This window comes from Citrobacter sp. Cpo126 (assembly GCF_030332445.1).
Taxonomy (GTDB): Bacteria; Pseudomonadota; Gammaproteobacteria; order Enterobacterales; family Enterobacteriaceae; genus Citrobacter; species Citrobacter portucalensis.
Genome location: NZ_JAOWHT010000036.1, coordinates 76,514 through 90,563, shown reverse-complemented (window position 1 = coordinate 90,563; position 14,050 = coordinate 76,514). Strand labels below are relative to the sequence as shown.

20 protein-coding genes are annotated in these 14,050 nt (G+C 46.8%); 19 read left to right on the top strand and 1 reads right to left on the bottom strand.

Features of this window, described 5'->3' with window-relative positions; genetic code table 11:
- Positions 1 to 2 precede the first annotated feature (2 nt).
- The 8 genes from OGY17_RS14825 (at position 3) to arsC (ending at position 6,608) form a co-directional block, all read left to right on the top strand.
- Complete coding sequence (locus OGY17_RS14825; RefSeq protein ID WP_234103656.1) at positions 3 to 557, top strand: toxin YdaT family protein; 555 nt, start codon at positions 3 to 5, stop codon at positions 555 to 557.
- A 48-nt stretch (positions 558 to 605) separates the two neighbouring features.
- Positions 606 to 1,721: a DnaT-like ssDNA-binding domain-containing protein gene (locus OGY17_RS14820; protein WP_234610575.1), complete on the top strand. Its 1,116-nt coding sequence runs from the start codon at positions 606 to 608 to the stop codon at positions 1,719 to 1,721.
- Positions 1,633 to 2,178: a replication protein P gene (locus tag OGY17_RS14815; protein ID WP_127785720.1), complete on the top strand. Its 546-nt coding sequence runs from the start codon at positions 1,633 to 1,635 to the stop codon at positions 2,176 to 2,178. Before OGY17_RS14820 ends, OGY17_RS14815 begins: the two co-directional genes overlap by 89 nt.
- 123 nt (positions 2,179 to 2,301) lie before the next feature.
- Positions 2,302 to 2,655, top strand: a complete 354-nt coding sequence (arsR, locus tag OGY17_RS14810; RefSeq protein ID WP_044700602.1) for an As(III)-sensing metalloregulatory transcriptional repressor ArsR — start codon at positions 2,302 to 2,304, stop codon at positions 2,653 to 2,655.
- Between the two features lie 47 nt (positions 2,656 to 2,702).
- Entirely contained in the window at positions 2,703 to 3,065 is a 363-nt protein-coding gene (arsD, locus tag OGY17_RS14805) for an arsenite efflux transporter metallochaperone ArsD (protein WP_038641374.1), read from the top strand.
- Between the two features lie 17 nt (positions 3,066 to 3,082).
- Entirely contained in the window at positions 3,083 to 4,834 is a 1,752-nt protein-coding gene (arsA, locus tag OGY17_RS14800) for an arsenite efflux transporter ATPase subunit ArsA (RefSeq protein ID WP_133086185.1), read from the top strand.
- A gap of 46 nt (positions 4,835 to 4,880) precedes the next feature.
- Positions 4,881 to 6,170: an arsenite efflux transporter membrane subunit ArsB gene (gene arsB / locus OGY17_RS14795; RefSeq protein WP_234103655.1), complete on the top strand. Its 1,290-nt coding sequence runs from the start codon at positions 4,881 to 4,883 to the stop codon at positions 6,168 to 6,170.
- 12 nt (positions 6,171 to 6,182) lie between these two features.
- Positions 6,183 to 6,608 carry a glutaredoxin-dependent arsenate reductase gene (arsC, locus tag OGY17_RS14790; RefSeq protein ID WP_038641366.1) on the top strand — a complete coding sequence of 142 codons (426 nt, stop codon included), beginning with the start codon at positions 6,183 to 6,185 and terminating at the stop codon, positions 6,606 to 6,608.
- A 67-nt stretch (positions 6,609 to 6,675) separates the two neighbouring features.
- On the opposite strand, the gene OGY17_RS14785 is transcribed toward arsC, so the two are convergent.
- Positions 6,676 to 6,972 (bottom strand): ArsR/SmtB family transcription factor, encoded by a 297-nt coding sequence (locus tag OGY17_RS14785; protein WP_038641364.1) that lies wholly within the window; start codon positions 6,970 to 6,972, stop codon positions 6,676 to 6,678.
- Between the two features lie 100 nt (positions 6,973 to 7,072).
- Between OGY17_RS14785 and OGY17_RS14780 the strand changes: the two genes are divergently transcribed.
- The 11 genes from OGY17_RS14780 (at position 7,073) to OGY17_RS14730 (ending at position 13,949) form a co-directional block, all read left to right on the top strand.
- The gene (locus OGY17_RS14780; protein WP_133086187.1) at positions 7,073 to 8,164 is read left to right on the top strand and encodes a permease; all 1,092 of its coding nucleotides are present in this window, start codon (positions 7,073 to 7,075) and stop codon (positions 8,162 to 8,164) included.
- A 283-nt stretch (positions 8,165 to 8,447) separates the two neighbouring features.
- Entirely contained in the window at positions 8,448 to 8,681 is a 234-nt protein-coding gene (locus tag OGY17_RS14775) for a DinI family protein (protein WP_133086188.1), read from the top strand.
- Positions 8,682 to 8,728: 47 nt separating this feature from the next.
- Complete coding sequence (locus tag OGY17_RS14770) at positions 8,729 to 8,971, top strand: hypothetical protein (protein ID WP_133086189.1); 243 nt, start codon at positions 8,729 to 8,731, stop codon at positions 8,969 to 8,971.
- Positions 8,972 to 9,689: 718 nt separating this feature from the next.
- A complete protein-coding gene (locus tag OGY17_RS14765) occupies positions 9,690 to 10,112 on the top strand; it encodes a hypothetical protein (RefSeq protein ID WP_234103918.1) in 423 nt (140 codons plus the stop codon).
- Positions 10,109 to 10,489 carry a hypothetical protein gene (locus OGY17_RS14760; RefSeq protein ID WP_128611842.1) on the top strand — a complete coding sequence of 127 codons (381 nt, stop codon included), beginning with the start codon at positions 10,109 to 10,111 and terminating at the stop codon, positions 10,487 to 10,489. Before OGY17_RS14765 ends, OGY17_RS14760 begins: the two co-directional genes overlap by 4 nt.
- Before the next feature lie 24 nt (positions 10,490 to 10,513).
- Complete coding sequence (locus OGY17_RS14755) at positions 10,514 to 10,774, top strand: membrane lipoprotein lipid attachment site-containing protein (RefSeq protein WP_149281596.1); 261 nt, start codon at positions 10,514 to 10,516, stop codon at positions 10,772 to 10,774.
- 194 nt (positions 10,775 to 10,968) lie between these two features.
- Positions 10,969 to 11,169: a hypothetical protein gene (locus OGY17_RS14750; RefSeq protein ID WP_003832333.1), complete on the top strand. Its 201-nt coding sequence runs from the start codon at positions 10,969 to 10,971 to the stop codon at positions 11,167 to 11,169.
- A gap of 2 nt (positions 11,170 to 11,171) precedes the next feature.
- Complete coding sequence (locus OGY17_RS14745) at positions 11,172 to 11,531, top strand: RusA family crossover junction endodeoxyribonuclease (protein ID WP_234103919.1); 360 nt, start codon at positions 11,172 to 11,174, stop codon at positions 11,529 to 11,531.
- Positions 11,528 to 12,568, top strand: coding sequence for a DUF968 domain-containing protein (locus OGY17_RS14740; RefSeq protein WP_234610572.1), 1,041 nt, complete (start codon positions 11,528 to 11,530; stop codon positions 12,566 to 12,568). The genes OGY17_RS14745 and OGY17_RS14740 overlap by 4 nt, the downstream gene beginning before the upstream one ends.
- A 14-nt stretch (positions 12,569 to 12,582) precedes the next feature.
- The gene (locus OGY17_RS14735; protein WP_234102972.1) at positions 12,583 to 13,161 is read left to right on the top strand and encodes a DUF1133 family protein; all 579 of its coding nucleotides are present in this window, start codon (positions 12,583 to 12,585) and stop codon (positions 13,159 to 13,161) included.
- 110 nt (positions 13,162 to 13,271) lie between these two features.
- Positions 13,272 to 13,949, top strand: coding sequence for a hypothetical protein (locus OGY17_RS14730; protein WP_234102969.1), 678 nt, complete (start codon positions 13,272 to 13,274; stop codon positions 13,947 to 13,949).
- Positions 13,950 to 14,050 lie beyond the last annotated feature (101 nt).

Below are 14,050 nucleotides of genomic sequence, written 5' to 3'. Positions count from 1 at the left end.
CCATGCAAACCATCTCTTTTAAAAACCATACCCCGACGATGGTGAGAACTCAGAAAACAAAAAATCAGTTTTCTGTTTGTCGCCGGGATTGGATGAAGTGCAAAAAAATCTGGGTTGCCGTTCGTGAATGGGAATCGACCTTACCAGGACAGGCACAGGAACGAATCGCCCAGCTGGTGGCTGAAGAGTGGGCCAAAGCAGATGGGCGCGGAATTGCTGTTAATAAGCAGAATTTATTCCGATATCTGAAAAATGAAGGGGGGTCAGAAAAGTACACGGCTTACGTTATGCAGCTGTCAGACTCAATCATTGCTGCTATGCCAGTTCAGATTGCCAGGAAGCACGGGTTAAGTAATGCGAGCACAGAAGCGGAGCTGGTGGCGAACGCTATCAAAGAGTGCAGTGAGGCACACCATGCGAAATTAATTGGCGCTCCATTACAAAAGCTCGAGAAGGAAATTCGTGAGGCGGCAATCGCATTGTTCAACATGCTACCTGCTGACGCGGTGGGACCACTACTGGCGAGTATAAGCGCCGTAGCGCCGCAATTGTTTTAATCGAGTTTTGACCTATGACCATTATTACTGCAACTCGCGGGGTGAAGTATGCCTAATCCTTTGGCTAAGGCCATGCCTAAGAGTAAGGCTAGTAACGAGCCTTACCGTAAGGTGAAGATCACCATGTGGGATGATCCTAAGTTTCGAGCCTTATCACCACTCCCGCCAAGTGGGCAGAGTCTGTTTATTTACCTGCTTACAGGTCCATTCACAGGGATTATTCCCGGGCTTTATAAGGCGGGAAGGGCGGCTATGGCCGAAGAATTAAACTGGGATGTCGAAGCCTTCGACTTAGCCTTAGGTGAAGCCATAGCGTTAGGTATGGTGGAAGCCGATCTTAAAGCCAGAGTTTTTTGGTTGCCTAATGCGGTGAAACATAATCCGCCAGCATCAGTAAACGTGATCAAATCCTGGGCAAGATCGTTTGAATTACTGCCCGAATGTTCACTGAAAGATAAAGCTTATGAAGCTCTCAAAGTCGCCTGCTTCGGGGTTTCTGACGCTATGGGGATGGCTTTTGATAAGGCTTTCGCCTTGCCTAAGGATAAGGCTAAGTCTTTGGCTAAACCTTTGCCATCAGGTATCCAGAAAGCAGTTAGCAGTAAACAGATCTTAACCCCCTCTCTTAACGCGGGCGCGATGAAAAATCCGAATGGGGAGGAACTGCCATCCCCGTCCATGCCCCGGTACCTGGACGGTGTTGATGAACCGATCGGGAAATTCAGCATGGCAGATAGCTGGCTTCCCTCCAGAGACTTCCGACAGCGCGCCGCATCGTGGGGTATCTCCCTGCCTGAACCAGATTACCTTCTGACTGAACTCGCAGAATTCACCGCGTATTGGGAGTCGGAAGGGAAAGTTTTTACTCAAATCCAGTGGGAACAAAAATTTGCCCGACATGTAGCCCGGGTGAGAACGCAGGTAAAACCAGAAACCGGAGGTAACAGTCATGTGGGAGCAGGATCAGAACCAACAGCATCCCGGGCAGTTCAGCAAATTCAGTCAGCACACGCAGAGTGGCGCCGCAGGAATGGACTTGATGGCGACGGAAACAGCCTGGCGACTGTGGCAGGTCATGGGGGAGGTGTATTCGAACCGATGGACCCAGAAGAACGGGGCGGAGCCTTCGCCTATCTGGATAGCCCAGATAGGTTCGATGACTGAACCTCAAATTCGGCTGGTCTGTCAGCAATGCATGGAGCGCTGCGCGATGGGAAATACATGGCCGCCTGACCTGGCTGAGTTTGTTTCTCTGGTTTCAGAGAGTGGGGCGAATCCATTCGGACTGAAATCGGAGCAGGTTATGACGGAATACCGGCGCTGGCGCAATGAGTCATATCGGTATTCAGGAAGCGATAAATATCCATGGCCTCAGCCCGTGCTGTATCACATCTGCATTGAAATGCGGAGAACGGGCGTAGAACGACAAATGACAGAGGGGGAGCTGAAACGACTGGCAGAAAAGTTACTCACGAAGTGGTCGAAGCATGTTGGTAATGGACTAAGTGTCCCACCAATTCGACGTCAACTGGAAGCGCCGCGCCATCCGGCAGGACCAACGCCAGCACAATTACTGATAGATGAATACAGGCGTCGAAAAGCGGCAGGATTAACAAATTGAATAATGAACAATCAGTAAATCTGATATTAAAACCACATAGCCATCATATTCGAATTTTCGAATGTGATGGTTGACGACACTCAACTATTGCAGGAAACTACGGAGAGAATTCAGGAGACTAAAATGGCTGAACTAACTTCTCTACAACTCTTCAAAAACCTTTCCGATGAAACTCGGCTGGGCATCGTGTTGCTGCTTAGAGAAATGGGAGAGCTATGCGTGTGCGATCTCTGTACTGCGCTGGATCAGTCGCAGCCCAAGATCTCCCGTCATCTGGCAATGCTCCGGGAAAGTGGATTATTACTGGATCGCAAGCAGGGCAAGTGGGTTCACTACCGCTTATCTCCGCATATTCCGTCATGGGCTGCTCAGGTAATTGAGCAGGCTTGGTTAAGCCAACAGGACGACGTACAGGCCATCGCCCGTAAGCTGGCATCGGCAAACTGCTCTGGTAGCGGTAAGGCTGTTTGCATCTAAAAAATTTGCCTGAACATATATGATTTTTCGAATGTGAGGTATTCAGAATGAAGACGTTAACGGTGTTTGACCCGGCAATGTGCTGCAGTACCGGCGTATGTGGCTCAGATGTCGATCAGGTTCTGGTTGATTTCTCTGCTGATGTGCAGTGGCTGAAAGGACGTGGCGTACAGGTTGAACGTTATAACCTGGCGCAGCAGCCCATGAGCTTTGTTCATAATGAGAAAGCGAAAGTATTCCTCGAAGCATCTGGAGCAGAAGGGCTTCCGCTACTGCTGTTGGACGGTGAAACGGTGATGGCTGGGCGATACCCAAAACGCGCTGAGCTGGCTCGCTGGTTCGGTATTCCGCTGGAGAAGGTAGGGTTAGCTCCCACCAGCTGCTGTGGTGGTAATACTTCCTGTTGCTGAATATGTCAGGAGGACATATGAAATTCTTAGAGAATATCCCGCCTTACCTGTTTTTTACTGGCAAGGGTGGCGTAGGAAAAACGTCCATTTCCTGCGCGACGGCTATCCGCCTTGCCGAACAAGGTAAGCGGGTTTTGCTGGTCAGTACAGATCCAGCCTCCAATGTCGGTCAGGTATTCGACCAGGCTATCGGTAACACCATTCGCTCTGTGACAGCAGTTACTGGACTTTCCGCTCTGGAGATTGACCCTCAGGAAGCCGCCCAACAATACCGCTCCAGAATCGTTGATCCTATCAAAGGTCTTCTGCCTGAAGACGTTGTTAACAGTATCAGCGAGCAGCTTTCAGGAGCCTGTACGACTGAGATTGCGGCGTTTGATGAGTTCACCGGCTTATTGACAGACGCTTCCCTGCTGACCCGCTTCGATCACATCATTTTTGATACAGCGCCGACGGGCCACACGATTCGCCTTCTCCAGCTTCCCGGTGCCTGGAGTAGTTTCATTGAAAGTAATCCGGATGGTGCTTCCTGTCTTGGCCCAATGGCCGGGCTGGAAAAGCAGCGTGAGCAGTATGCTCATGCGGTAGAGGCGTTGTCCGATCCTGAACGTACCCGCCTGGTTCTGGTTGCACGACTGCAAAAATCTACGCTGCAGGAAGTAGCCCGCACCCATGAAGAACTGGCCGCAATTGGCCTGAAAAACCAGTACCTGGTTATTAATGGTGTGCTGCCTAAAGCCGAAGCTGAACATGACGCGCTGGCTGCTGCGATATGGCAACGGGAGCAGGAAGCACTGGCAAATCTTCCTGCTGGTTTATCTGAGCTACCGAGAGATACCTTATTACTCCAGCCAGTAAATATGGTTGGTGTGTCTGCGTTGAAGGGGCTGCTGGATACCCGTTTTGATGCATTACCGCTCCCGGTAACGAACGTCCTGTACACGCCTGAAAACTTATCGCTCTCTGACCTGGTCGATGATATCGCCCGCAGTGAACATGGCCTGATTATGTTGATGGGCAAAGGTGGTGTAGGGAAAACCACGATGGCTGCTGCCATCGCCGTAAGGCTGGCAGACATGGGATATGACGTGCATCTCACCACCTCTGATCCCGCTGCGCACCTGAGTACAACGCTGAACGGCAGCCTCAAAAACCTGCAGGTCAGCCGCATCAACCCTCACGATGAAACCGAACGCTATCGCCAGCATGTTCTTGAGACGAAGGGAAAAGATCTGGACGAAGCAGGGAAACGGCTATTGGAAGAAGATTTACGTTCTCCCTGTACTGAAGAAATTGCCGTGTTCCAGGCTTTTTCCCGAGTGATTCGTGAAGCAGGTAAGCGGTTTGTTGTCATGGATACAGCTCCCACTGGGCACACGCTGTTGTTGCTGGATGCTACCGGGGCTTACCACCGAGAGATTGCCAAAAAAATGGGGGAGAAAGGTCATTTTACTACCCCAATGATGCAGCTTCAGGACCCGGAACGAACCAAAGTTCTGCTGGTCACTCTGCCTGAAACCACACCGGTACTGGAAGCGGCAAGCCTACAGGCTGACCTTGAAAGAGCGGGGATTCATCCATGGGGCTGGATTATCAATAACAGCCTTTCCATCGCGGATACGCGTTCTCCGTTGCTTTGCCAGCGCGCTCAGCAGGAACAGCCTCAGATTGAGGCTGTTAAGAATCAGCACGCTGACCATATAGCGCTCGTTCCGGTACTGGCTTCTGAGCCAACAGGTATTGAAAAACTCAGAGAGTTGGCGAGTTAATTTTTTGTTTATACAGGGCGGCAGATCCGCCCTGTCAGGAGGGTGTATGTTACTGGCAGGCGCTATTTTTGTCCTGACCATTGTCTTGGTTATCTGTCAACCGAAAGGATTAGGGATCGGCTGGAGTGCAACGCTGGGCGCGGGCCTGGCTTTGATTTCTGGCGTTGTGCATATAGGCGATATTCCGGTGGTGTGGAATATCGTCTGGAACGCGACAGCGACCTTTATTGCGGTGATTATCATCAGCCTGCTGCTCGATGAATCAGGCTTTTTCGAATGGGCGGCATTGCATGTTTCACGCTGGGGTAACGGTCGTGGCCGTTTGCTCTTTACGTATATCGTTCTGCTAGGTGCAGCGGTGGCGGCACTGTTTGCCAACGATGGCGCGGCATTGATTCTGACTCCAATTGTCATCGCCATGCTGCTGGCATTAGGTTTCAGTAAAGGTACTACGCTGGCATTTGTCATGGCCGCCGGGTTTATTGCCGATACGGCCAGCCTGCCGCTTATCGTGTCGAACCTGGTGAATATTGTTTCGGCGGACTTCTTTGGTCTGGGATTCACCGAATATGCCTCGGTGATGGTACCGGTCGATATCGCCGCCATTATTGCCACACTAATTATGCTGCATCTGTTTTTCCGCAAGGACATCCCGCCAAGTTACGATCTGGCCCTCCTAAAGAAACCAGCAGAAGCAATAAAAGATCCGGCTACATTCCGCACTGGTTGGATAGTTCTGATTCTCCTGCTTGTTGGTTTCTTCGTCATCGAGCCGCTCGGTATTCCCGTTAGTGCGATTGCAGCGGTTGGGGCGATAATTCTGTTTGCAGTGGCGAAACGAGGCCATGCCATTAACACTGGTAAAGTGCTACATGGTGCACCCTGGCAGATCGTCATCTTCTCATTGGGGATGTACCTGGTGGTTTACGGTCTGCGCAACGCAGGGCTAACCGAATATCTTTCAGGTGTTCTGAACGTGCTGGCTGATAAAGGACTCTGGGCCGCGACGCTGGGTACTGGCTTCCTGACGGCTTTCCTGTCTTCCATCATGAACAACATGCCTACCGTGCTGGTTGGCGCTCTTTCTATTGATGGCAGTACCGCAACCGGCGTCATCAAAGAGGCGATGATTTATGCCAACGTGATTGGCTGCGATCTGGGGCCGAAAATCACACCTATTGGTAGCCTGGCAACGCTGCTCTGGCTACATGTACTTTCACAGAAGAATATGACCATCACGTGGGGATACTATTTCCGCACCGGGATTATCATGACTCTGCCTGTGCTGTTTGTAACGCTGGCAGCGCTGGCGCTACGTCTCTCTTTCACTTTGTAATGAGATACTGATATGAGCAACATCACCATTTATCACAATCCAGCCTGCGGCACGTCGCGTAACACGCTTGAGATGATCCGCAACAGCGGTAATGAGCCGACCGTGATTCTTTACCTCGAAACTCCACCTTCACGTGATGAGCTGGTCAAACTCATTGCTGATATGGGTATTTCCGTCCGGGCTTTGCTGCGTAAGAACGTCGAGCCGTATGAGGAACTGGGTCTTGCCGAAGATAAATTTACTGACGACCAGTTAATTAACTTTATGTTGCAGCATCCGATCCTGATTAATCGCCCCATCGTTGTAACACCGCTGGGAACCAAACTGTGCCGTCCTTCTGAAGTTGTTCTGGATATCCTTCCTGATGCTCAGAAAGGGGCTTTCGCCAAAGAAGATGGCGAGAAAGTCGTTGATGATGCAGGCAAAAAATTGAAATAAGCGACAGGAGAGCCGCCTGTTATTTAGGCGGCTCCTTTATCAAATAAAAACAATGGATTGCCTCGATTTAAATCTTTGGACTGTTGATGCAACATTCTTCGCGTAGAAAATCAATAATCGATTCTAACTTGTCATATTGAGAAACGCAGATTAAGGAGCGGCTTTCGCGATTTTGTTTGACCAGACCAACGGAAACAAGAGCGGATATATGATGACTCAGTGTTGAAGATGGAATCGCAAGTTGTTTTTGTAGATCACCTACAGGTAAACCTTGTTCACCGGCTTTAACAAGGTGTTTGAAAATAAACAAACGTGTCGGATGTCCTAATTCTTTCATAGCTTTAGCTACTTCTTCTAGTTGCATGGTGCCTTCCTCGTCTAGTGATATTTCGATAATACCAGAAATATGTTGATCTAACCTCAATAATTCGATTATTCTAGAAATATAGTTTATGGGGGGTTTCATGAATAGCTGGATTTCTATGTTTACTAACGCGGCAGAGATGTTCTTGTTTCTTGCTGTCGAGTTGTCTGCGCTTTTTTTTCTGATTAGTGCGGGTGTTAGCCTTATCAGGCAAAAAATTCCGGACCAAAAGATTCAAAGAATGTTAGGGGCGAGAAAGGGGAGAGGTTACATACTTGCATCGCTGTTAGGAGCTGTAACACCGTTTTGCAGCTGCTCTACAATTCCCATGTTACGCGGACTGTTATCAGCAAAAGCAGGCTTCGGTCCAACACTTACATTCTTGTTTGTTTCACCTCTGCTTAACCCGATAATCATTGGTCTGATGTGGATTACTTTTGGTTGGAAAGTTACTCTGCTATACGCTGTTATAGCTGCAACAGTTTCCGTACTGGCAAGTATTTTGTTAGATGTGCTTGGTTTTGACCGACATATTGTCGAAACATCAAAACCGCTGGCTAGCTGTTGTGGTGTTAGCAGTGGAAAAACTCTTGAAACTAAACTACGGAGTGTTTCAGCTTGCTGTTCTGTATCAAATCAACAGGACATAGGGGCTAATAGTTGTTCTAAACCACAAGAAACGTTTAAGAGTTTCTCAGCATTTCGGGGCACAAATTGTGAATTGAGCTGCGAGACAGGTCAAACAAATAAACAATTCTTCCCGAAAAGTGTAGTAAGAGATCCTGGTGCGATACGTCTGGCATTTCAGGATGCCTGGACTCAATTTAAAGATGTATTACCTTATCTGATGTTAGGTATTGTTATAGGGTCGTTTATCTACGGTTTTATACCTGCAGAGTGGATTGCTGCTCATGCCGGGCATGATAATCCGTTTGCGATTCCATTAAGTGCAGTTATTGGAATACCTTTGTATATACGTGCTGAGGCAGTAATTCCGTTGGCATCAGTCTTGATGGATAAAGGCATGGGAACGGGAGCAGTAATGGCTCTGATTATTGGTAGCGCTGGAGCTAGTCTGACGGAAGTAATACTGCTTAAATCAATGTTCAAAACACCCTTGATTGCTGCATTCCTGACCGTTATTTTGGGCATGGCGATTATTATGGGATACCTGACACAGTTGCTATTTTGATTGGGTATGTTAGACAGAACCAGAAAACGTTGCAGGGGGGGCGAGCGTATGAAAGTTGTGCAATCAATCCCCATCAATACAGTTATCCAAATTTAAGGACGTTGATATCTCCATACTTACTATGGTGTTCAAACAACAAGTCCGCATTGGATTGAACCCGCTTCGGCGGGTTTTTTTGCATCTAATTGATAGGCTAAGGTTAGCAATTTGTGCTCTTAAGTCATTGATCATTTCAATGTATCGGTGTACTGTACAAATATACAGTATTGCAGTGGAGGCTAATATGAAAGTTGAACTCACCATTGATCGTACTAAAGAACTTCCAAAGGGAGCAGTTCCGGCTCTGGAGAAAGAGTTACTTAAAAGGTTGGGCAACCACTATGAGAACTGCAGCCTGAGCATACGGCGTACAGGCTCCGATGGTTTAAGCGTGTTTGGGGGGGACAAGGAAGATAAAAAGCAAATAGAGACTATCCTCCAGGAAACATGGGAAAGCGCTGACGACTGGTTTTATTAATTATTTTGGGTGTTACTTTGATCCCGTTTGCATGGGGGGGAGTTTAAGTGAAAGAAAAATTAGAATTGCCCAAAAAAGGCTACGCAGTCATCAGATGTCACGATGGGGTCATCGTTGCCAGGCTGCAATCATTTCCTGAGTGTGAGCGCGCCCTGATGTATAGGCGCGGTAGTATGGTGTCATTTATGCCACTTCAGGATGATGAAATTATCGGCACGCCAACATTGTTTACCCGGATGTTAGAAAGGGCTGGTTATCGTGTTTCCTTGGGAGTAGGTAGATGCTCTTAAATGTGGTAATGAGTATTGTTATGCTATGAATTAATTATCATAAAACTATTAACCCCAGTCGTATACTTATGCCATTGGGGTGTGTGGCCTTAACGAAAGGTAACAGGCTTACGCTACAATATCACTTCATTTGCAGTACATCACTGAAACAACTCGATGATTTATATATCAGCCTTCCATTAATAATTTAGTAACCTTGCTGTAAATAACCTTCAACTTTTCATGTAGCCAATAGTTATAGCTGTATATTTACGAGTGAATGTTTACTTTGGTTTGCACGTAAAATGTAGAGTCAGAATATTCTCATTAAGTGGTAGGTGATTAAAATAATTTGCATGCCTCATATAAATAGTGATATCTATCACATAACAAAACATGTGCATCATTTGCATCTTAATGAGTTTGATTGATGAGCTAATATGCTGTCACTGCATGCGTGGTAACCTTATGTTATTATTGGGTTTCAATAACGGAGTATACATTAAAGCATCATTTTATAATGTTTAATTGCGGGATTGTTATGAAAGTAGATATTAAAAATATTCATTGAGAAATTTAATAACCATCTGCTTCTTTGTGGACTTAACTCCCACGCCCCACGCAGTAGTGGGGTTTTTTAAAGAATTATCTGGTCTGTTTTGCAGTACCTGCACCTATTTAAAGATAGACCAGATAAAGGCAGTCAGTTTGTGTTTTCACCAATCCAATGAGGTTGTCTATGAGGATGGTTTTGATTTTTCCAGTATTAATACTTGTGTTGTCGGGATGTTCCCAACAACCAGGCGAGGAAACGTCGCAGGAAAAAGTACAAAACATATTCAAAGAAGCAAATATAACGCCAAGTTCTGTCGAACTTGAATCAACAGCAAGTTTGCTTGATGAATGCAGCATTAATGGGCGTAAGGCCAAAGCCGAGGGGCAATCAATTTCAGATGTAATATCAAAGGCTAACAAAGATACGGATACAGCTCTGGCAGGGTTCAATTCAGTTATGAATTCAAAAGGTATGTCTAAAAAACCGGAAGGTAAAAAGGCAGAAGAGTTGCTGCGTCTCACTTTGTTAGCCTGCACAGAAACGGAAATTCAGGCATATCGCACGAGTGTCGTAAGTACTAACAATCCAGTAAGAGGTAAACCATGAAAAAGTTAATTGCTTTTGCCATTGTAGCTGCAATTCACTCATCACCGGCATTAGCTATTAATGCACAATACCGCGCTCAGCTTGAGCGTTCCGGTTGTACTGAAATGAATGCAGGAACTACTTGTGATATTCACAAAACTGCGGAGCAGAATGAACGAAATGCCCGTCGCCATGGAGGTAATAATTCTCCGGATGTAATCCGCGCTCATTTAAATCAGATGGTGGTTGGATCTTTCCGTGGAGAGGCAGTCGATGTAATGGAGTCTGACGGATGGACGCGTATTTCTCAGGACGGCACTAAATATCGTAAGGGGGAGCATTATGCAACCCTGGTCTGGGGACAGGACGATGCGGTTGCATCGGTAGTTGTACGCTGATTAATAATAAAAGAGACACAACACATGAAAAAAACAATCACATTTATTGCACTCACAGCTTTATTATCTGGCTGTTCTGCAGATTTTGCACAACGTTACGCTGATGCGAAACGCGAGCAGGACCGTAAGGAACACCATCATCACCATCATGACCGCCAGAATGACGATTACACCAGCTCCGATGGATATCGCATGATCACTAAGCAAGGTGTAACTCTTCCTGATTGTGAGGAACTGCCTGATGCCAGTCAGGCGGATAATGGTGGACGCTGCTGGTACAGGTAAGGATGAAATTCTTACGGTCAGAACAGCTTTTACGATAATCCATCATTCTGTTAGACTTCAGTCTCAGGCCTGAACAACCTGAACCTGCTGCGCCATAGGAGAGAACCAATGGCGCAAATTGACATCCAAAAACTCCCCGCACTGACGTTAACCAACGCCAGCGATTTTCTTTTTGCCTCATCCAGAGGTGCGTTATGAAGAAAAGCTGGTTTCAACATACTCAACTCACCACTGAGCAGGCTGATGAACTGGAAGCCCGCTATCGCGCAAAGCAGATAAAGACAGAGCGTAGTCTGGATAATGACTTCATTCACTGGACGATCAGCGCGTTCTTGCCAGAAGCATCTAAGCCTCCGCGTCAGGAGAGAACCTGGCAACAACGGATCTGGAGGTGAATGTGAAAGTCTATGATATCACCCCAATGGGCAAGCCCAGAATGACGCGCGCTGACAAATGGAAAAAGCGCCCCGAGGTTCTGCGTTACCGGGCTTTCTGTGATGAAGTTCGTCTGCAGGGTGTAGAGCTGCCGGAAAGCGGTTCGCATGTCACCTTCATTCTTCCTATGCCAGCGAGCTGGAGCAATAAGAAACGGACTGGGTTCAATGGTAAACCACACCAGGCTAAACCTGATTTCGACAATATGATGAAAGCCCTGATGGATGCTATTTACGAAGATGATGCTCACATCTGGGATTCACGCATCACTAAGTTATGGGGAGAGAAGGGACAAATAATTATCGGGGAGATTGCAGAATGAGGGCGTTGCTGAAGCCGGTGATTGCACGTGAGCTTGGAATTGTGCTGCTCAAGCCGGGCAGCGAGCTGATGTCATTATTCAGGTGTGAGCGTGTGCTGGTGGAAAGTCAGCCTGCAAGCATGGAAAGGTTGCCTGCAGGCCGTGTTCCTGACGTTCGCCAGCCGCTAGCCAGTGACGAGTCCCTGTGGCCGTTCTTCCAGGATGAAAAAGTTATAAAGGCTGCTGGTGGTTTTAGTGGTCTTGATTACTGGCTTCTGCGTTATGGCGGTAGCTGCTGCCAGTGGCCACACAGCAATTACCATTACCACGAGTTAACCACTCTGCGTCATGGACCCGGATCGGTTCTCCTGTGTGGACATTGTGATAACCATCTTCGTGACCACTACAGCAAACAACTTGCAGAGCTGGCGAGACGTAATGTTATTAACTGGATTATTAACAGCATCATGGTGGCGCTGAATCTGGATCCTTCCAGAGAACTGTCGCTGGCGGAGCTTTGCTGGTGGGCTGTTCGTATGGGTGTTACCGACGTAATTCCCGAATCAGTAGCCAGCCGGGCGCTTCGTTTTCCTTCGGAAGAACATCAGTCAGTCATGCGTGAATGTGATATCGAACCGGGTGTGACCGCCACCAGCATCGTTACAGCCAAAGCCAGCACAGTAACCGTGAACATGCCGCTAGCGCAGATACCTGCGGTTAAACCCGTAGTTGGTGTTCTGGTCGATCCTGAGTCCCCGCAAACCTATATGAAACGTCCAAAGCGGATCCGCTGGACGGCCCCCGGATATCTTGAATGGATTAAAACACAGCCCTGCGAATGCTGCGGTAAACCATCAGATGACCCACACCATTTAATTGGCTGGGGGCAGGGAGGGATGGCAACGAAGGCGCATGATATTTTCGCGATCCCTTTATGTCGCCAGTGCCATACAGAACTACATAACGACCCGGTGAAGTTTGAGCAAAAACATGTTCCTCAGCCGGTAATGATTATCAAAGTGCTGGACCGGGCTTACGGGCTCGGCGTTCTGACGTAATTGGAGAATATTTAATGATAAATCCTTCTGAGATTGGTAAATCAGGCGAGTTGGTCCGTCTACGTACACTGGAAAGCATCTGGATACAGGGTAAGTTGCGTATGTGGGGGCGCTGGTCTTATATCGGTGGTGGTAGTGGTGGAAACATGTTCAACCAGCTTCTTGCATCCGGGAAAATCACCAAAACTGCAATTAAAGAAGCGCTACGCCGCATGAAGAAATCCGGCATAACTAAACCTGAGCTTGAAGCATACCTTCGCGAAATTCTCGAGAGCAAAAACAAAAGCGGCCTGGCGTTCTGCTCAGACGAAGAGGGACTTAAGGTGGATGGTGTCATCGCTTCGGTCCTGATGAATAATGACTACCGGGGACTCTATAGCGTTATCGTCGACCGTCACCGTCTGCGTAAGAGCAAGTTGCAAATGGCTAACGAGCTAAATGCAAAACACCCTGACTGGACGCTTGTCACATGCCGTCGCCGAATTGATTCTTGGTTAAGTCTGGCAGAATCGATCCTGTACGCTCCACTTTGTGACTCTTTTGGCACAAATAGCGACAGATTTAAGTTGCAGGGTGAGCAAGGAAGTGCTTAAATTGTGCTAGGCTCGGGACAGTAAAGCGTACTGAGCAACAGAGAAAAACATAAACCCGCCAATGTGCGGGTTTTTTGCTATGATGACCAATAAAAATTTAGGGACTGCCAATGGACATCATTAATTTAATCGAATTGTTAAAACCACAAGATCATCTTGTTACTGTAAGAGTGAGTGCTGAAGTTAGTTTTTGGTCTGAGGTTGGAAAATTTATAGTTGCTTTGTTACCTGCTGCAATATCTTTATTTGCTCTTTTTTTTTCTTATTTGCAATTCAAAGAGAATATTAAAAGCCAAACATTTCAGTTTATAGAAAATACCAATCATCAAATTAAGATTGCTGAGCTAAATGCAAAACTCAATACTGAAATAGATCTTATCAAAAATAGGTGTGATTCCGTCAGAAAGATTAGTGTCCAGTGCATAGAGCTTGCAACCGCTGTCTTTGAAGGCTTTGCCGTAGGAAGGGATTATGATGAAGTATATGATGACCAAATAAAAAAAACAGAAGCTATTAGAAAGAAAATATTAGCAAACAGTGAAAAGAGAATTGCAAATTTTGATAAATTAATCTCAGAGCAAGCCATGCTCATGACATATCTAGATAATGATGATGATAACTTATTCATAAAGTCATTGGATGATCTTTGTGATTTCAAAAGATTATCGCAAGTGGATGTGAAGGTTATGGCGAGATTGCGAGGTGAATTTCTGATGCAGTGTAGAGGATATTTAAAGAAGAAGGATAGAGAGATAATAGAAATGGCAAAGTTATCTACAAATAACTAGCTGATGAAATGAAAATATAACCGCCATATGGCGGTTTTTTATTCCTTTTTTTGAGAGAACTCACAGCAATAAGGTGAGTCAAATTCCTTTTATAGTTTTGA